The organism is Microcoleus sp. B6-A1, assembly GCF_036705085.1.
Lineage (GTDB): Bacteria > Cyanobacteriota > Cyanobacteriia > Cyanobacteriales > Microcoleaceae > Microcoleus.
The window spans coordinates 1-18,970 of the sequence record NZ_JAUBTU010000088.1; the positions used below are offsets into that span (position 1 = coordinate 1).

The window sequence follows — 18,970 nt, forward strand, 5'->3', positions numbered from 1 at the left end:
CTCACGCTTTGTCTCGGATGATTCACTTTTACCCCCTCAATCCGCGTATGTGCCAGTTGGGGGTGCGGAATGTGGGTAAAAACCGACAATCTCAAAAACCCGCCCCGGCCGATGTATTATGCGCGATCGATCCGACATGGTATGAGGCAGCATTTAAGCGGGATTTGGTATCAGTCAACCGTCAACCGTTAACAGTCAACCGTTAACAGTCAACCGTCAACCGTTAACAGTCAACCGTCAACCATTACCAAGGACTGACTTGAACCTTGCCGTCTGGTGCTAAAACTACGCGGAAATCAGCCAGCGCTTCCGCAGGTGGCCTGCTGCCAACGGGTTTGTAAAGCAACTCCGACAACGGCGTTTCGGATCTCTCGACTGCTGCCGAATTTTCCGGCTTGTAACCGACAATCGCCCCGTCTGGGGCCACACTCACCCGATAAACCAACTCCGCATCAACCGGAGGCTGATTCTTCACAACTCCATCAATTTGCTGGGAAAGTTTGCCCCTCAACAGGTCAATTTCCCCTGGATCTGTAATTGGCAGGGCTGCCAAATCTGGGCTTGCCAAACCTTCAGCAACAGGAGTGGGCGTGCTTTCCGGCAAAGTGCTCGACTGCGGTGTGGCGCTAGGTGAAGCGTCCGGCTGCGGGGCGGGGATCGGAGTCGGCGAAATCGATTCAGCGTTCGGAGTTTGAGTCCCAGGCAGCAAACCGTCAGCAGGGGGCGTGGGATTGGGATTAGGCGAACCCGATCCGCCCGGATTCGGCGTCCCCTGATTCTGGCCTGCTGGATTGGGCTGCGGCACCGGATCTCTGGGACGCTGGACTTCGGGCACCGGCACCAAGAAAAACGCCATCGCAGCCAAAGCCAAACTCGACACGCCCACGACAGCGGGCAAACTCCGCTTCGCCAAAGGTTCGGCCGACTTGACGTAACGCCGGGAAATTGGGGTTAATTGCAGCGACAATTCCGGCAGCGTCTGCGTGTCGGCAAAAAACTGATCGATCGCCTCTACCAAGTCAAATAGCTGTACCGTCGTCAAATCAACTTTTGCCGACAGTTCTGGTTTTTGATCGATTTGGGTTGGGCTGCCTGTGGAGGCGGGTAGAACGGTCAACCGGTGCAAATTCCCGTCAATTCTGTGCAACTGTACCATACCCAAATTCGGGCCGTAGCGATCGGGATAATGCACTCCGCTCATAAATTCTTGAGCGTAGCTGCTGACTGCCCTCACCAAGCTTTCAAAAAAGTCTCGTCCCCCGCTTAAAGGCTCGCCGAGACCGTTCACATAGCATTCAGCGCTCATTAATATCGAAAGCACCGGCCGTATATCTAACTGGCTGGCTGCCGATCCATCGCTCAACCCTTCTAGAACCAGGGTGCAATTTGGCAGACTGTACTGACGCCTAATAGTCATTTTTTATTCAACTTCTCCATCAAACAGGCTAACCCAGAAGCGCTGCATTCCGGCTGTGCCTGTACAAAATAGCAGTTTGCTCAACAAGTTCAAAGCTAGTTCGTTGAGCTTGTCCTCGGAATCGTAAGCTGCAACTAGCGATCGCTTGGGGTTCATGCGCGATCGAAAGTGAGCTCGAAAGCGTTCTAAATACTCCGCCAGCGGCTGGTTCTGGTTGAGGGGGATATTTTTCGATCGCAACTGCTGGGAGTCTAGCAGCAACTGCCGAATTGTGGCGGTTAACTTACGCGCCATATTACAGGCGATCGCCACCAGCGCTTTTGCCTCCACAATGGTAAGGGAGCGGCGCTGGGTATAGCGTCTCAGCGGGTTAGTATTACGCATCAGCCAAAGGGCAACCCGATTTTTGATAATTGATTCCAATTCCAGGTCCTTTGACACAGCCAGCATTTCTTCGGCACCTCCGAGATACAAGGCTTCGATCGCCAGCAACATCAAGTCAATTTGCAATCTGGCTCGGCGGGGACATCCCCCATCGGAGGGCGACAAGTCTGGCAAACTGTCTAAAATTAACGGGTTTGACTGGGTAAGCGAAGTTTCTGACGGCATTAATATCACGGCAACATCCATTCCAAACAAACTATACGGGCACGGGGGGTCTTGAGCAAGACAAATTCTCAACCAAGAACTTCTCTGGGATACTTTATTTTTATCATTGACTTTTAGGTATATTTTCTAATTTAGCAGCAACCGACCGTCGCGGGCGAGCTCCGGCGGCAGGAGTTCGATCGCCCACTCCCCTACCCCCGCCGCCGCTTTGTGATTCCTTGCTTCATGAGGGGAGAATCGGAAAGCGACAAAGAATTACCCATTTCCCATTTCTTATTCTCTATTGGGATCAATCAATGTTCCTGCTTCTGGGGTTGCACCGCCGCTTCTCTTTGAGCCGTAAAATCAGTAGCCGCCGTCTTATCAGTTAGACTAATTTTTCCCTTGAGGCTTTCTTGCTCCACAATTCCGCGCATTTTAACAGAACTGTTTTGACCGGTTGCTGTGGAGTCCCTGCAACCCGCTAAATTAGGAACCGCACCCGACAAGTTCAATCCTTGAGTTTCCCACTTACCAAATAGAGAAGGTTTCTCCTGGGCTGTTTTTTCCCTGCCCTCCCTGCTGCCCGATCGCAAATTACCGCTCAAATAAACACCCGATTGCTCGATTGTCAATTCCAAAACATCAGAATTTAGACATTCGGGCAAATTTTTAGGATCGAAGCGATAAGTTCCCGCAATTGCCGGGGCCGCCTTTAAATTTGTTTCCCCATAAGCAGTTACTACTTTAAACAGCAGTGCAACTGAGCCGATCGCAATCCCGTAAAATGCCAGTGATTTCAGGCTTAAATGATTCATCATCTTGCTAATTAATAATTGGGCATGGGGCATGGGGCATGGGGCATGGGGCATTGGCCCGCGCAGGGCATTGGTACTAACTCACAAATAACCAATAACCAATAACCAATAACTAATAACAACAGTCAACAGTCAACAGTCAACAGTCAACAGTCAACAGTCAACTGCCAACAGTCAACCGTCAACCGTCAACCGACTACCTTTGAGGAAGTACCGATGCCAAGTGCGATCGCACTTTAACGTAGCACCGCGCAATCAGCAGCGAAGAATGACACTGCACAGCCAATTCATCAGTATACTGTCCCAAAGTTTGGCGCTCAATTCCCCACTCCCGACTCGTACCCGCAATAGTTAAATCAGCATTAGCAGAAGCCGCTACTACTGCTTGAATTGGCTCAGCAGCCTCCACAATCGGAGTCTCAATGCGCGATCGTACCTCAACCGGTAACTGCTCCATCACTCGTTGAAACTCGTAACTCAGCTCGTTTCCAGCTTCCCCGTCAACCGCCACCCGTAGCACTGTCAAACGGCGTTCCTCACTATTAACTAACAGTCTCAGCGCCAATTCTAACCCCAAATCATCGTGAATGTTTGCCGCGTAAGGTACTAACAAGTTATTCAACCTTTCCCTGCCTCTGTCAACAAAAATTGCTACATCCACCTTAGCGTTGCTGAGAATTTGGCCGACACGTCCTCCCAAACGGTTGCTGCTAAAAGTAGGTCTGTGCCATCCTACTAAAATCAAATCCGCGCGATCTATTTCCGCAATTTGTGCCGTTTCCCTGGCAACATCATTAGTAACCCGAATGATGGGATGTACCAATTTTTGGGCCTCCGGCAGTTCCAGACTCTCAATCAATTCTGATAATTTCGAGCGGCGTTCTTGAATAATGCGATCGGCTTCCGCAGGCGTACTTTCAAAGGCATAATCCTCATTTAATTCTATTAAACTCAGAGGATGAACCGCCGCCGACTGTAAATCCTCACCACCCATACCAGCAGCCGGCTGCGCCAGCGCTACCGCTAGTCGCAGTAAACCTTTCTGCGTGCTGGGATTGGCAACAGGTACTAAAATTCGATAAGTTGGCTGCAATTTATTAGCAGTTTGTTCGCTGCTATCAGCCCTTTCTAAATCTTCTAATTCAGAATCCTCAGAGTTAACTTCGGAAATATCTAATCTAATTAACCGTTTTGGATAAGTCCACTCCAACAGAGGCGAAGTCATAAAAGTTGTCACTAAAGCCATGATGACTAACATCGTAAATAGCAGCGGCGAAACTACGCCCAAGGAAAGACCGATATTCAGCACAATTAGTTCAGTCAAACCGCGAGTATTCATCAGCCATCCCAGCGCTGAAGCTTCGCGGTTGCTGATGCCACAGACTCTGGCCGCAACGTAAGTGCCGACGTATTTGCCGACAATTGCCACTCCCAAAACTGCGGCGCACAGCAGCCACAATTCGGGACTGTTGAGCAAGCCGATTTCAGTCCGCAAGCCGCTATAAGCAAAAAATATTGGCAGCAGAAATATTAGTACAAAGTCTTCGGTTTTTTCTGCTAATTCTCTGGTTAATCCCGCATTTTTCGGCATGGCAGCACCAAGCAAAAATGCACCGAAAATTAAATGAATTCCGATCAATTCAGTAATTAAGGCAGAAGCTACAACTCCCATGTAAATTCCCGAAAGCACTAACTGTGTTAATCTGCCAGTGCGGTTGTAGTGTTTGGAAAGTCGCTGCAAGAACCAGCGGACTACAGTCAGCATGAAACCGATGTAAATTAAAGACTCAATAATTGTCGGCAAAGCACCGATCATCGAATTAGTACGAGTAACTGCGATCGCCACCGCTAACAAACACCACGCCGTCACGTCGTCTACCGCAGCGCAAGTCAGGGCCAGCGTCCCCAATTTTGTATTCTGCAAGTTGTGTTCTGTAATAATTCTTGCCAGCACCGGAAAGGCAGTAATTGACATCGCAGCGCCCAAAAACAAAGCAAAGGCGGTAAAGGAAACGCTATTATTTGAAACGATGGGATACAGCAGCAGTGCTAGGATGCTTCCCAGGGAAAACGGCACTAGAATGCTGACGTGGGAAGTTAAAATCGCTATATCTAAATTGCTTTTGAGGTACTTGGGATTCAATTCCAAACCAATCAAGAACATGAAAAAAATCAGCCCCACCTCAGACAACACATTGAGGAAGGGAACGGCTTCGGCTGGAAAAAGTGCAGTTGCGGTGGCAGGTGCAACTAAGCCAAATAGAGAAGGCCCAAGCATAATTCCTGCTACAATTTCTCCAATGACTTGAGGTTGTTTGATCGCTCGAAATCCTAAACCTACAAGTCTCGAAAGTGCGATAACAATTAGAACTTCAAGCAGGACGAGAATGGGTATGGGCATGGCGTTTTTAGCTTGGGGATTTTTGCGGATCTAGAGGGCAGGGTAGTAAAGCTGACTGAATTGCCGATCGAAAACAATGGATACCACCTCGATCGAAGTTAGAAGGCACAAGAGGCGCACCAACAACGCCATTGTCTCACAAGCCAACAAAGGCTTTGGCAACCGATACTTTTTTGCTAACAAATGCTAACAAACACATAAATTAAGAGAATCTCTTAACAAAGGGGTATCACCCAATGCCCGAAGGAAAATCCCACGAGCACCATTCAAATCCCGATCCATCTTTAATCCAGTGGCTGCGGACTTAATAGTTCTAGCACTACCTAGATTTTGGATAATTTCGCCAGTCCATGACACAGTTTTCGACGTATATGCTTCGTTGCAATCAATCACAACTTTTGAGTTTTCCCAAGCTTTCCACTTGAGGAAAGTTTTAAACTCGTAATGACTTAAGGTCAACATTTGTCGCACCGTTTTATTTCTCAACTTACGGCGTGACTTAGACACCATTTGAGAACTCTCGAACGTGGGCAACAGAATCACATCAAAATTATCGACTAAAAACCTAGCTACTTTGTGATGTAATTCTTTAACCAAATGTTGGATTTTACAACGAAGCCTGCTAGCTGCCTTCTTGAATCTTCTTTTTGGTCGGCTAGGAGCTTGAGAAATTTTTGACACTAATTTGTCCAACCGGAAACACAATTTCTGGATGTGCAAATTAGAATCTTTTCCTAGCCACCCATAAGAATTTTCAGAGAAAAACGTCATGAACGTGCGGACACCGGGATCTAAGGCAACCAGCCGACCTTGTTTATCGGTCTTAACTTGTTGCACTTCTTCAGAAACAACTAGGTAATACTCGCCATAGGCAAGAGTCAACCTACCATCAGTGAAATTTCTAGGCAAGGATTCTGTTAACTGACACTTGCCCAAAATCGAATGGTAGACACCACAATCTTTTATGGCAGACTTTGGCACATAGATAGATTGCTTGGTGTCTTTTCTACTCCGAAATTTACATTTACGGATTTGGCCGTCTTTTTTGAAACCCTGTTTAGCTGCTTTCACAGTTGAGCAAGCATCTTTGATGGCAATCGACTTGATTTGGAAAGGTACAGGTTTTGCCCATTCTGGCAAACTGTTGAGTATTCCAGTTTTGATTGTCATCCAGCTAGCTTTTGTGCCTGGTTCTTGAAGGTATTTGATAGTCGTGTTGTAAACAAAATGACTCACCCCAAACCACTGCTTGATTAGCGCCTTTTGTTCAGGATTTAGGAATAGACGGATCTTCCTTGATTTTCTTGCTGTAACTCCTGAGTCCGTGCATTCTGCCACTGAAGACGTGAAGGATGGCAAGAAGATCGCTTGTGAGTTCGGTTTCTGGGCAGTAAACAGTTCGGTCGAGAACCAAGATTTGTCCACCGTTTTGCCCGGCCATGAACTCGAAAAGTTCAAATCCGAATCTGCACAATCTGTCGCGACAGGCAACCACAATCGTGAGCTGTTCGCCGCGCATAAATCTGACCAGTAGGGCTTGCAATCCTTTCCGCTTGAAATTGAGTCCCGACCCGATATCTTGGATGATTTCGGCGTCGGGGTATTGTTGTCGCATGAATTCAACTTGTCGAGCCAGATCATCTCGCTGTTTGGAGGAACTGACGCGACAGTAGCAAACAAAGGTAGTTCTAGTTGCACCGCGTTGATAGGATTCGACATCGTAGAGTCGTTGCCCTGCTTCGTTTTTGATGCTTTTGATTTTCCCTTCGTCTGCATATTTTCTTAGGGTGTGTGGATGCAAGCCCAGAAATTTGACTGATGAGTCTGAGTGGTACGTAAGCCCTACAGCAAATAGTAGCATATATTAGCAAATATAAGCAAAATATTTACTGTGCGCTAACCTCCCACCTGGATTTTTCGTTTTTTACAAGCGCTTGCAAGTAACTTTAACCGCAGCGTGCGTACCCCGCACCCAACCCGCGCCCTAAATCTCACCGTAGGGTGCCAAGCCAACCCTACGGATATCAGATTGTCAGCAAAAGTAGCACGCGCTGTGATAAACTAGAAAAGTTGTTTAAATTCGCACATCCGGGTTTTCGGGTGTTTCTAGGGCGCAAACCTTCAGAAATACGACCGGGTGGAGGATTAACCCGAATTAGGAGTTAAAAATACCATGCCAGTAGTCAGTTTGGCTCAAATGTTAGAGTCAGGGGTTCACTTCGGACACCAAACCCGTCGGTGGAACCCAAAAATGTCTCCATACATTTTTACAGAGCGCAACGGGGTTCACATCATCGACCTCGTGCAAACCGCTCAGCTTATGGAAGACGCCTACGAGTACATGAGAGTTGCCTCAGAAAAAGGCAAAAAGTTTTTGTTCGTGGGTACGAAGCGCCAAGCTGCAGGGATTGTAGCCCAAGAAGCTCAACGCTGCGGTGCTTATTACGTCAACCAGCGCTGGCTGGGGGGAATGCTCACTAACTGGACGACGATTAAGTCCCGCGTGGAGCGCCTCAAGGATTTGGAGCGTCGCGAGGAAATCGGCGCCCTCGATTTGCTGCCGAAAAAAGAAGCTTCGGTACTGCGCCGAGAAATGGCAAAACTCCAGAAATATCTGGGCGGGATTAAATCTATGCGGAAGATTCCCGACGGAGTGGTGCTGGTAGACCAACGCCGCGAGTATAATGCGGTGTTGGAATGCCAAAAGTTGGGAATTCCGATCGTCTCTCTGTTGGATACCAACTGCGACCCGGATTTGGTTGACATTGCGATTCCAGCGAATGACGATGCTATTCGATCGATCAAGCTGATTGTCGGCAAGTTAGCTGATGCCATCTACGAAGGTCGTCACGGTCAGCAGGGCGGCGACTCTGAGGAAGACTACGACTACGACGGTGGCTACGAAGGCGCTGAATATGATGTCGAAATCGAAGAATTGGATGACCCCGATTATGTAGATCCCGACGACGGCGCTGAGGCCGAGGGCGAAGAAACCGAGAGCTAGTATTGCCCTCGGAATCTGACACCAGGAAATTAAAAATTAAAGATTGAAAATTAAAAATAATAATTATTTTTAGTTGGATATTTTTAATTTTTAATTGTACATAGCACGAGTCTAAGTCATTAGTAGAACTCTGGCAAAAGCATTCATTGTGTCAGGGTCAGAATTAATTCTGGCGCTACACCTACAAAGTCGGTACTAAGATCGACTGGGTATTTCTTCACTCTGGTCTAATCATTAACATTAAAATTAGTGACTAATGACTGATGACTAATGACTGATGACTAATGACTAATAACTAATTTTGATTGGGAACTTAAAGAAGATGGCGGACATATCTGCAAAACTTGTTAAAGAACTGCGCGAAAAAACTGGCGCGGGCATGATGGACTGCAAAAAAGCCCTCGTTGAAAACGAAGGCAATATCGAAACATCCATTGAGTGGCTGCGGAAAAAAGGTCTGGCTTCGGCAGGTAAAAAAGGTGGACGAGTTGCCTCAGAAGGGCTTGTAGGCAGCTACATTCACACCGGCGGCCGCGTGGGAGTGCTGGTGGAAGTTAACTGCGAAACAGATTTTGTGGCACGTCGCGAAGAATTCCAAAAGTTGGTGCGGGATATTGCGATGCAAATTGCAGCTTGCCCGAATGTGGAATACGTGAAAGTTGAAGATATCCCCGCCGAAGTTGTCGAAAGAGAAAAGGCAATTGAAATGGGCAAAGATGACTTGGGCAACAAGCCGGAAAACATCAAAGAAAAGATTGTTCTAGGGCGGATTGAGAAGCGCATGAAAGAGTTATCTTTGATGGATCAGCCTTTTATTAAAGATCAGAATATCTCGGTGGAAGAGTTGGTGAAACAAACGATCGCCCAAATTGGAGAAAATGTCCAAGTGCGCCGATTCGTGCGTTTTGTCTTGGGCGAAGGCATTGAAAAGGTAGAAGCTAACTTTGCCGATGAAGTGGCCGCCCAAATGGGTGTTCAATAATCCAAATTAAGATTTAGAATTAAAAATTAAAAATGTAAAAAGTTGATTTTTTGCATTTTTAATTTTTAATTTTTATAGGACTTATGGACAAACTATAGCCTTTCTCAGAAAGATAAGGTACTCATGGGCATAGGGCTAATGGCATAGGGCATAGGGGATACGTCACTTTTTTGAGAACCGCTATATATTTGTAGGTGGGCACTGCAAACCTTACTACTAGAGACAGCGTAAAAATTGAAAACTTGCGTAATATCAAATCCGTTAGCATCGGAATAGTAAATTAGAGTTCACTGTCAACAGTCAACCGTCAACCGTCAACATCACCTGACGGTGTAACGGGAAATGATATAAGTCCTATTTTAATTTTATACGAGAGATATGGTGCGACCAAGAGAGAGAATAGAGCAAGATTTGGCAGGACTCGAAGAGGCTTTAGCCGCCTTAAATTTGGAGTTTCACAGTACCTACGAAGGTTATTTAACTGCGTTGGGACAAGCGGTGCGACAGCAGTTAATTTTGGCTTGCTATCACCTTTGCACTCAAGCAGTACCGGAGTCGTTTCTCAAGTTGTCCTTCGAGGGGAGACAAAAAATGCAGCAGTCTGTAAGGGCTTTGGCTGCGGCGTCGGAGGAAAAATTGCGCTCGCTGGTGACTGAATCACAAGCAGATGAAGAAATAGAGGAAGAGGAAGAGGAAGACGAAGAGGAAGAAGAAGACGAAGACGACTTCGATGAAGAGGAAGACGAAGCAGACGACAAGGAAGAAGACGAAAAGGAAAAAAACCAAGTTTCGGCCATTAACTATCTATTTTCATTGGCAAATTATCAATTGCCAAGTGCCAATTCCCCAGAAAGTTTGGCACGCTGGCAAAATAGTATTGAAAAGTCGATCGTCCATATACTCAAGCTGCTTTCTCGCGACACCAACCGCTTGCTGCAACAGTCGGGAATCTTGCCGAGTCAATTACCAGAACCTGTTCTAGAAGCTGCTTCTGGTGCTGAATCCTCCGGCGATAGTGTTGCCGGGCCGCCTAACTTATTAAACTTAATCATTGAAACCGATGCCTCATCAGCATCGCGCAAATTGGCGGCAGCAACCTTTGGTAGTAGGGCACTGCACATTACAGCGATTAAACTGCGGCTATCGGAAATAGAGTTTGCCGATGCGGGAACCTCGGCTTGGCGCCAGCAAATTCGTAACCTCTCTGTAAAGTTGAACTCGCTGGGCCGCGATTACCAGAAAAAGCAGCGGGAACTTGCTGTGGTGGAGGCTGAGTCGGCTTGGCGATCGAGTTGGTTTGAAGATTGATCGGATGTTGAGGGAAGAAGGAAGAAGTCCGATGGAAGTCGGAAAAACGTACAACTTTTAAGCTATTGGAAACCGAGTTTCTTAAAGAAACCCGGTTTCTCGGTGTTATAATTTTTTTGGTGGAAGCTTCTTAAAAGAAAAATTTAAAATCTAAAATCTAAAATCTAAAATCTAAAATCTAAAATTGATATGACTAATAATCAACCCGAATGGCAGCGATTGCAAAAAGCTCTTTCAGTAGAAGCCGATCGCGGATTTAACGACATCCAAGGCAGTCAATACCGCTTCAGCGAGTTTCTGGGCCTGAGTTTGAGACAGTTGGCAGGTTCTGTGGCGGCTTCTTCGCGCGATCGAGCCAGACAACTAGCCGCTGAATTTGACATCTACCCTCAGAAAGATATCGAACAGCGCCAACATTCGATCGCCATTACGGTCAGTTTTCTCCGACAAATGGAGCAAGTTTGGGAACAAGAAACTCGCCACCAGGAAGAACAAGCAGAACAAGTCAGACCCGCAAACGCTCCCGAACCAACCGCCCCAGCCGTTTCCGTTCCCCGAACAGCACCCCTGAGTACAGCCGCCGCACCACCAAGCCTGACTCTTGACCAACAGTTAACCCGCGTCACAGGCATCGGCCCCGCCAACGGCAACCGCTTGGTCAAACTTGGTTTATACACTGTATATGACTTGCTTTACTACTATCCCCGCAATCACATCGACTATGCAAAGCAAGTACAAATTCGCGAGCTAGTAGCTGGGGAAACTGTCACTTTAATCGCAGAAGTAAAGCGCTGCAATTGCTTTTCTAGTCCGAAGAATAAGAAATTAACCATATTAGAAGTAATTTTAAAAGACCGCACCGGAGAAATAAAAATCAGTCGTTTTTTTGCAGGCCCTCGCTATAGTAATCGCGGTTGGCAAGAATTCAAAAAGCGCGAGTATTGTACAGGTGCGGTGCTGGCAGCTTCCGGGTTGGTGAAGCAGGGTAAATATGGAATTACTTTAGAAAATCCTGAGTTAGAAGTATTAGACGACTCCGGCGGTGCGATCGAATCAATGAAAGTCGGCCGCCTGATACCAGTTTATCCGCTAACGGAGGGGGTGGATGCTGGTTCGGTGAGGCGATCGATTTTGGCTGCAATGCCGGCGGCAAAAATGTTGCCAGAATCCCTACCAGAGGATTTGCGCGAGCGTTACGGTTTAATGGGTTTAGCCGATGCCGTGACTAATATTCACTTTCCGCTCGATCGAGATTGTTTGGCCGCCGCCCGCCGTCGCTTAGTTTTTGACGAATTTTTCTACCTGCAATTAGGACTTTTAAAACGCCGCCAAACCCAAAGGAAAGCTCAAGCTAGTGCAGTCATCATTCCTAGTGGCAAATTGATAGAACATTTTTATGAAATCTTGCCTTTTGCGTTGACTAATGCTCAGGAAAGAGTAATCAATGACATCCTCAACGATTTAGCTTCGTCGCAACCGATGAACAGATTAGTGCAAGGCGATGTCGGTGCTGGCAAAACAGTAGTCGCCGTCGTGGCAATGCTAGCAGCAATTCAATCCGGCTATCAAGCCGCTTTAATGGCGCCGACAGAAGTTTTAGCAGAACAGCACTACCGCAAATTGGTAGGTTGGTTTAATTTGATGCACTTGTCTGTCGAACTGTTAACTGGTTCCACAAAAATAGCCAAGCGCCGCGAAATTCACAACCAATTAGAAACCGGAGAATTACCTGTTTTAGTGGGAACTCACGCGCTGATTCAAGATACCGTAAATTTCCATAAATTGGGTTTGGCGGTAATTGATGAACAGCACAGATTCGGTGTGCAGCAGCGCGCTAAATTGCAGCAAAAAGGCGAAGCTCCCCACGTTTTGACGATGACGGCAACTCCCATTCCCCGGACGCTGGCGCTGACGCTGCATGGGGATTTAGATGTGAGTCAAATTGATGAACTCCCCCCCGGTAGGCAGGCGATTCAAACCACTGTACTGTCTGCCAAAGAACGCATTCAAGCTTACGATTTGATTCGGCGGGAAGTGGCAAGCGGGCGTCAAGTTTATGTGGTGCTACCGCTGGTGGAGGAGTCGGAAAAGTTGGACGTGCGATCGGCAATTGAGGAAAAAGAGAAACTTGAAAAAAGTGTATTTCCTGAGTTTAAGGTGGGTTTGCTCCACGGCAGGATGAGCAGTGCCGACAAAGATGAAGCAATTTCTAAGTTTCGGGACAAAGAAACTGATATTTTAGTATCTACTACTGTCGTAGAAGTGGGAGTAGACGTGCCGAATGCCACGGTAATGCTGATTGAAAATTCTGAGCGTTTTGGACTGTCGCAACTGCACCAGTTGCGGGGTAGAGTCGGTCGGGGCAGCAACCGTTCTTATTGTTTGTTAATGCCCGGTTCCAAAACAGCGGAAGCTATGCAGAGAATGAAGGTTTTAGAACAATCTCAAGATGGCTTTTTTATTGCGGAAATGGACATGAGATTGCGCGGGCCGGGTCAGGTTTTGGGAACTCGGCAGTCGGGTTTGCCGGATTTTGCTTTGGCGAGTTTGGTGGAGGATCAGGAGGTTTTGGAGTTGGCGAGAGCCGCGGCTCAAATGGTAATTGAAAATGATGAAAGTTTGAATCAGTGGCCGGTGGTGCGGGATGAATTGGAGCGGAGATATCAGCGGATGATGAGCGGGTCGATTTTGACTTAGATAGTTTTGAACGCAGCAACGGGGTTTTTAATAATATTTTGTAGTGGCCGGTTAAGCAAAGATATATCAAAGCCGGCAGTTTATTGCTGCACTCACGCGCCATCTCCCCGTAGGCTGATTTATTTGCACCTACCTATTTAATGTCAGAAACCGGGTTTCTTGCCACAAAGTCACGTAAAATCTTAGGTTTTTTGTCAGGAAAACCCGCTTTATACCGTTTTGCTGAGAATGGTGCAAAATATCAAGTTGAGCGAAGCGTCAAAAACACGAATTTGTTGGGTACGAGTGCCTCAACCCAACCTCCTTTCTGAACCCAACCTAACTTTCACAGAAAATTTTTCCCTTGGTCTAGGGTATTTTTATGAATTGTAAGGATTCCCGTACTGATTAAACCAAAAATCCTTCGCAGGAATGACGGGGAAGTGTCAAAATTAAGATAGTTCTGCCAGAAACAGGGGAAAGGAAATCTAGCCTGTACTGGCGCCTAAGGCAACATTGATTCCTCGCTGGTTACGCTTGCAGGTGGTCGCCGACGGTTCGTCGCATTTAATCTCAACAGTAATTATGAAAGATCTCACTCGTTATCGAAATATCGGCATCTTCGCCCACGTAGATGCTGGCAAGACCACCACAACAGAAAGAATCCTGAAACTGACAGGCAAAATCCACAAAATAGGTGAAGTTCACGAAGGCGCGGCGACTACTGACTTCATGGAACAGGAGCAAGAGCGCGGGATTACGATTCAGTCCGCTGCTACCACCTGCTTCTGGAACGAGCATCAGCTCAACATCATCGATACTCCCGGACACGTCGATTTTACGATCGAGGTTTACCGTTCTTTGAAGGTTCTCGATGGTGGCATTGGTGTGTTCTGCGGTTCGGGTGGAGTTGAACCGCAATCTGAAACCAACTGGCGCTACGCTAACGATTCCAAAGTCGCTCGCGTCATCTACATCAATAAGCTCGATCGCACCGGTGCAGATTTTTACCGCGTTGTCCAGCAAGTCGATAAAATCCTTGGCGCTAAACCGATGGTAATGGTATTGCCGATCGGCATAGAAGAAAAGTTTTGCGGCGTAGTCGATTTGCTGACCCGCAAAGCCTGGATCTGGGATGAATCGGGCGATCCGATGAACTATACAATTAAAGATGTCCCGGCTGATATGGTCGATGATGTCGAAACTTGGCGCGAAAAGTTGATCGAACTGGCCGTCGAGCAAGACGACACTGTGATGGAACAGTATCTCGAAGGCAACGAGCCGAGCCTCGACGACCTCAAGCGCTGCATTCGCAAAGGTACTCGCGATCGGGCATTTTTCCCCACCTACTGTGGCTCATCGTTTAAAAACAAAGGCGTGCAGTTGGTTCTCGATGCCGTAGTTGACTACCTGCCGAACCCGATGGAAGTCACACCGCAGCCAGAAGTCGATCTCGATGGGAATGAAACCGGCGAGTTTGCGATCGTCGATCCCAGCAAGCCATTGCGGGCACTCGCGTTTAAGATCATGGACGATCGCTACGGTGCTCTAACCTTCACGCGCCTGTACTCCGGTAAGTTGTCCAAGGGCGACACCGTACTCAACACCGCCACAGGCAAAACCGAGCGAATCAGCCGTTTGGTGGAAATGCACGCCAACTCGCGCGAAGAAATTGAATCGGCCCAAGCAGGGGACATTGTGGCGATCGTCGGCATGAAAAACGTCCGCACCGGACACACCATCTGCGACCCCAAAAATCCCGCAACCCTAGAGCCGATGGTATTCCCAGATCCCGTTATTTCGATTTCGGTCAAACCGAAACAAAAAGGCGCGGAAGAAAAAATGGGAGCAGCCCTCACCAAGATGGTGCAAGAAGACCCATCCTTCCACATGGTGACGGATCAAGAAAGCGGCGAAATGATTCTCAAGGGGATGGGCGAGTTACACCTCGACATCAAAGTAGACATTCTCAAGCGCACCCACGGCATCGAAGTAGAAGTCGGCGAACCGCAGGTAGCCTACCGCGAGTCGATTACCAAGCGCCTCGAAGACGAATACACCCACAAAAAGCAATCAGGTGGTTCCGGTCAATTTGCCAAAATTGGCTATGTGATCGAGCCTGGTGAGGTGGGAAGCGGCTTCCAGTTTGAGTCAAAAGTGACCGGTGGTAGCGTGCCGAGAGAATATTGGCCAGCCGTCGAAAAAGGCTTTGAAAGCTGCATCGACAAAGGCGTCTTGGCCGGATTCCCCTGCCTAGATTTGAAATTCACGCTTCTAGAAGGCGGTTTCCACCCCGTTGACTCGTCAGCAATGGCTTTTGAAATTGCTGCCAAAGCAGCCTATCGCCAGTCTCTGCCGAAAGCAGGGCCTCAGTTGCTCGAACCGATTATGAATGTCGATGTATTCACTCCAGATGATTACATGGGCGACGTGATCGGCGACCTCAACCGCCGCCGGGGGATGATGAAATCTCAGGAAACCAGCCAAACAGGAGCGCGGATCAAGGCAGATGTACCGTTGAGCGAAATGTTTGGTTACATTAGCGACTTGCGTACTATGACCTCTGGGCGCGGACAGTTCTCAATGTCCTTCTCGCACTATGCTCCTTGTCCGAATAACATCGCTGAAGAAGTGATTAAGGCGGCAAAAGAGCGTCAAGCCGCGAAGTAGTGTATTGAGTGCGACGAATCGATTCGTCGCACTCAATCACCGAGGTTAAAAACTAGAAAACTCTAGTTTTTAACCTACATTCCGCACTTCTTAACATAGTCAGAAGTGCGGAATGTAGGCTCAAAGAAGCGCCAGAGTATCGTGTGCGCTTGAGCCCACATCAATTCATGCCAATATACCTGGGTTCGATCATTACCGTTACCAACTGCTACCTCTACGCTCAACTCAACCTAAGCTCAGAACTGTAATTGCCCTAGCTGACTGCAACAGCTATCTTCAAGATACTTTCATCTTTAGAGTTTTATGATGATTTTATCTGATAGACCTTGAATCTTCAATTCAAGCGTGGGAGAAGCATCACTGTAAAAGACTTCACAGGTGTAACCACTTTCAGGAACCTTGAAAAATAATCTGTTGCTGCCCGATACCTCCACATCTTCAACCTTACCTTTGACGGTGCATTTCTCAGACTCCAAAGTTACTTGCAATATCTTGGATGTATCATCAGTAATAGTTAGCTGCTTCATAGTCTTGATTCTCATCACTTTAAGACGACCTATGTCACGCTGTTCAATGCCAGGGCCTAAAGTTTTCCAATCAGCTTCTCCCTTGACTTCCGTTTTTGATGTCTCTGCTAGTGGAACAGCAAGCTCCGGAAGGTCAGAGACTGAATCTAGATTTATGCTCCATTTACGAGCATTCTCATCAAGTTCGTCCTGTCTTTGCTTCAATTTGACACCATCTGTGCTTCGCTCGTAGTCTACCTGCTTTTTCTTAGTGGCAATCCAACGTTCTCGTGCAAAATTTCGTAGCTTAGAGCTGGAATCATCAACAACAAATTGCTCATAAAATTCTAAGCATGGCACAAACTCACCAATTCTCTCCATTGCAGTACCAACTTCTTGTAAAGTTAGAGCCTGCTTCCAGTCGGAAAAACCTCGAACTGAAGTTATCAAGCTCTGATAACGTTGGCGTTCCTGTAGAGCAGTACCTGGTGTAAGATCTGAGTAAGCAATTCCACGGACGACATCAAACTTCAAACTTTTTGCTTCATTGGGATGAGGATGCTTAGCTATTGCTTCTATGGCTTTGCTCCACAATTTTCGCTGAATTAAGTAATCAACTAGCTCTTGATGTCCATTCTGGTTTTGAAGGGCTGGTACAACATAGTCTAACCATTGAGATTTATCGGGTTTTCCTTTTCTTTCCCACTCCTGAATAATCCGCAGATCTTCTCCTTCTTTTTGGAGGTATTGTAAGCCTTGGGGAAAACCTTCGACTTCAGCTTTAGCTAAGTTATACTTGCGCTTTTGGGGAACTTCACACTGATCCCAGCAGCGCACAGCACCTTTATAATCTTTGGCTTGGTAGAAAGAACTTCCCGCCACTTCTCTTGTTTTGTTATAACCAGCTTGTTGCAAGTCTTGTAATAGATTTCCAAATCGTTGCCATTGATCGCAGGTGAGACTCTGTTCGTTCATCAAATTTATATCAATTTGGCTGGCATATTGCTCGATCGCTGCTTGCCAGGGTTTGCTCGAACGGAAGTTTTTCAGTGAGTTGTCCTCATTGCACTTTTCAAGGAACTCGGTGAATTTATCGAGAACATCGAAAGATTTTGGAGCTGCCTCCATCATGAATTCCACTAGAAAACGCTCTACTCGCTTCTGATTGGGGTTTTCTTCACACCATCGATTCAGTTCTTGCCAACAAGCTCCCTCCCAGAAACAGTTCCAAGCCTCTTCCTTCTTACCTCGCTTCCAAAAAAGTTGACCAGCCTCACTAAAATGATTATCGAATTTGAGTGCCCAAGCTTCGCAGAGGTCAACTTCTTTTGTATCTCCTAACACATCGTAATACGCTTTTGCATTTCTGAGGAACTCTGGGTTTTCCTGTGCCAACCCTTGCTTCTTCATCTGCTTTGCTTGGAGTTCTCGGTTGTCTTGATCCAGCACTTCTAGACTTTGCCCTATGCTGATAGTTCCGAGTAAATCTGTCCAATCGTGGCGTTTATCAGCTTCCAACCGCTCAAGGAATCCATCGATCCGATCGTCACTAGCCTGCTGCCACAGCAATTCATCTCCTTCTTTTGAGTCAATGACAACCAAATCAGACATCGCTCGGCTAGCCGCAACGTAAAGCTTGTTAAAGTAGTATTCTAACTCTACTGAATCTCTTTGACTATTAGCGTCAAAGTTCCATACAAAGTTCGCATTGTATTCTTGAGCCAACTCATGCCCAAATTTGTATAGGATGACAAGCGGGAACTCCAGACCCTTTGCTTTGATGGCACTGTATACGTTCTCTGGCGTTTTTCCCTCGTTGGCTTGTGGAAATAATTCCCAAAGAATTTCATCACTTTTGATATAGTCAATTTCCCCGCCAGCTTCACAGGGTAGGATAAAAATCGGCTTATTGTCGATATGGCTTTTTAAATCGTCTAACGAGAGATTCTGACCAAAAATAAACTTTTGCGGTTTAGAAAAACTGTCTTTTTTTTGCCACGGAGTTTGTGGCTTAATGTCAGGTAGATCGAAACGAACACAGCGCCACAATTGGATTAAATTGGTCACTTTAACGATAGATGAGCTAGAGCGATAATTAACTTGTAGCTCCTTAAAATTCATCTTTAGATTAAGTTTACTTGCTGGATCGAGCCTCATTACAACTTCGTTGTAAAACAATGCCCCGACGCTATCCCAACGAAATCCAGTAGGGTTTAAGGTTTGAAAAGGATCGCCAGCAAAGGTAAAGGGTAGGACAGAAACATAGTTAAATCCAAAATCATATTTAGAAAAAACAGAAAGCTTGACGATGAGTTGCAGTTCTAGTCTCGTAAAATCTTGAGATTCATCGCAAAAAATTGCAGTGTATTCAGAAGAGAAACATTTCCGTTCGAGAACTATTCTAATTAAGTCTTGATCGTCCCAGTAGCCCTTATCTTCAATTAGCCTTTCATACCATTTCCAAACCGTTTCATAAATTCCTTTGAATGTCTCTTCTGGAATCTTGCGTTGTTCCTCGCGCGGTAATTCCTTATAATCGTCTTCGTTTATATATCCATCAAGAGAGTAGCCTTTAATCAAAGTTCTAATAATGTACCAGC

General features: G+C 46.7%; 13 protein-coding genes. 6 read left to right on the forward strand and 7 right to left on the reverse strand.

The window, feature by feature from the left end; genetic code table 11:
- The coding region (locus tag QUB11_RS25065) for a hypothetical protein (protein ID WP_333206547.1) at positions 1-206 on the forward strand (206 nt) is incomplete at its 5' end.
- 38 nt (positions 207-244) lie between these two features.
- Here the strand turns inward: QUB11_RS25065 and QUB11_RS25070 are convergent.
- From QUB11_RS25070 to QUB11_RS25095, 6 genes are all read right to left on the reverse strand, one after another.
- A complete protein-coding gene (locus tag QUB11_RS25070) occupies positions 245-1,417 on the reverse strand; it encodes a DUF4335 domain-containing protein (protein ID WP_333206545.1) in 1,173 nt (390 codons plus the stop codon).
- Positions 1,418-1,420: 3 nt separating this feature from the next.
- Positions 1,421-2,047: a DUF3038 domain-containing protein gene (locus QUB11_RS25075; RefSeq protein WP_333206543.1), complete on the reverse strand. Its 627-nt coding sequence runs from the start codon at positions 2,045-2,047 to the stop codon at positions 1,421-1,423.
- 272 nt (positions 2,048-2,319) lie between these two features.
- Positions 2,320-2,856 (reverse strand): hypothetical protein, encoded by a 537-nt coding sequence (locus QUB11_RS25080; RefSeq protein WP_333257582.1) that lies wholly within the window; start codon positions 2,854-2,856, stop codon positions 2,320-2,322.
- Positions 2,857-3,019: 163 nt separating this feature from the next.
- On the reverse strand, positions 3,020-5,224 hold the full coding sequence (locus QUB11_RS25085; RefSeq protein WP_333206539.1) for a cation:proton antiporter domain-containing protein: 2,205 nt from the start codon (positions 5,222-5,224) through the stop codon (positions 3,020-3,022).
- A 186-nt stretch (positions 5,225-5,410) separates the two neighbouring features.
- Positions 5,411-6,562, reverse strand: coding sequence for a transposase (locus QUB11_RS25090; protein ID WP_333206537.1), 1,152 nt, complete (start codon positions 6,560-6,562; stop codon positions 5,411-5,413).
- Complete coding sequence (locus QUB11_RS25095; RefSeq protein ID WP_333257585.1) at positions 6,492-7,025, reverse strand: IS607 family transposase; 534 nt, start codon at positions 7,023-7,025, stop codon at positions 6,492-6,494. Before QUB11_RS25095 ends, QUB11_RS25090 begins: the two co-directional genes overlap by 71 nt.
- Before the next feature lie 372 nt (positions 7,026-7,397).
- Between QUB11_RS25095 and rpsB the strand changes: the two genes are divergently transcribed.
- From rpsB to fusA, 5 genes are all read left to right on the forward strand, one after another.
- A complete protein-coding gene (rpsB, locus tag QUB11_RS25100; RefSeq protein ID WP_333206533.1) occupies positions 7,398-8,228 on the forward strand; it encodes a 30S ribosomal protein S2 in 831 nt (276 codons plus the stop codon).
- Positions 8,229-8,550: 322 nt separating this feature from the next.
- Positions 8,551-9,210 carry a translation elongation factor Ts gene (tsf, locus tag QUB11_RS25105; RefSeq protein ID WP_333072626.1) on the forward strand — a complete coding sequence of 220 codons (660 nt, stop codon included), beginning with the start codon at positions 8,551-8,553 and terminating at the stop codon, positions 9,208-9,210.
- Positions 9,211-9,588: 378 nt separating this feature from the next.
- On the forward strand, positions 9,589-10,518 hold the full coding sequence (locus tag QUB11_RS25110; RefSeq protein WP_333206532.1) for a hypothetical protein: 930 nt from the start codon (positions 9,589-9,591) through the stop codon (positions 10,516-10,518).
- A 189-nt stretch (positions 10,519-10,707) separates the two neighbouring features.
- Positions 10,708-13,215 (forward strand): ATP-dependent DNA helicase RecG, encoded by a 2,508-nt coding sequence (gene recG, locus QUB11_RS25115; protein WP_333206530.1) that lies wholly within the window; start codon positions 10,708-10,710, stop codon positions 13,213-13,215.
- A gap of 564 nt (positions 13,216-13,779) precedes the next feature.
- Positions 13,780-15,864, forward strand: coding sequence for an elongation factor G (gene fusA, locus QUB11_RS25120; protein WP_333206528.1), 2,085 nt, complete (start codon positions 13,780-13,782; stop codon positions 15,862-15,864).
- Between the two features lie 293 nt (positions 15,865-16,157).
- Here fusA and QUB11_RS25125 read toward each other — a convergent pair whose 3' ends face one another.
- Complete coding sequence (locus QUB11_RS25125; protein WP_333206527.1) at positions 16,158-18,950, reverse strand: hypothetical protein; 2,793 nt, start codon at positions 18,948-18,950, stop codon at positions 16,158-16,160.
- Between the last annotated feature and the right edge of the window lie 20 nt (positions 18,951-18,970).

Coding starts and splice junctions, on each gene's coding strand:
- QUB11_RS25070 (WP_333206545.1), bottom strand. CDS start 1,417: ATGACTATTAGGCGTCAGTACAGTCTGCCAAATTGCACCCTGGTTCTA.
- QUB11_RS25075 (WP_333206543.1), bottom strand. CDS start 2,047: ATGGATGTTGCCGTGATATTAATGCCGTCAGAAACTTCGCTTACCCAG.
- QUB11_RS25080 (WP_333257582.1), bottom strand. CDS start 2,856: ATGCCCCATGCCCAATTATTAATTAGCAAGATGATGAATCATTTAAGC.
- QUB11_RS25085 (WP_333206539.1), bottom strand. CDS start 5,224: ATGCCCATACCCATTCTCGTCCTGCTTGAAGTTCTAATTGTTATCGCA.
- rpsB (WP_333206533.1), top strand. CDS start 7,398: ATGCCAGTAGTCAGTTTGGCTCAAATGTTAGAGTCAGGGGTTCACTTC.
- tsf (WP_333072626.1), top strand. CDS start 8,551: ATGGCGGACATATCTGCAAAACTTGTTAAAGAACTGCGCGAAAAAACT.
- QUB11_RS25110 (WP_333206532.1), top strand. CDS start 9,589: ATGGTGCGACCAAGAGAGAGAATAGAGCAAGATTTGGCAGGACTCGAA.
- recG (WP_333206530.1), top strand. CDS start 10,708: ATGACTAATAATCAACCCGAATGGCAGCGATTGCAAAAAGCTCTTTCA.
- fusA (WP_333206528.1), top strand. CDS start 13,780: ATGAAAGATCTCACTCGTTATCGAAATATCGGCATCTTCGCCCACGTA.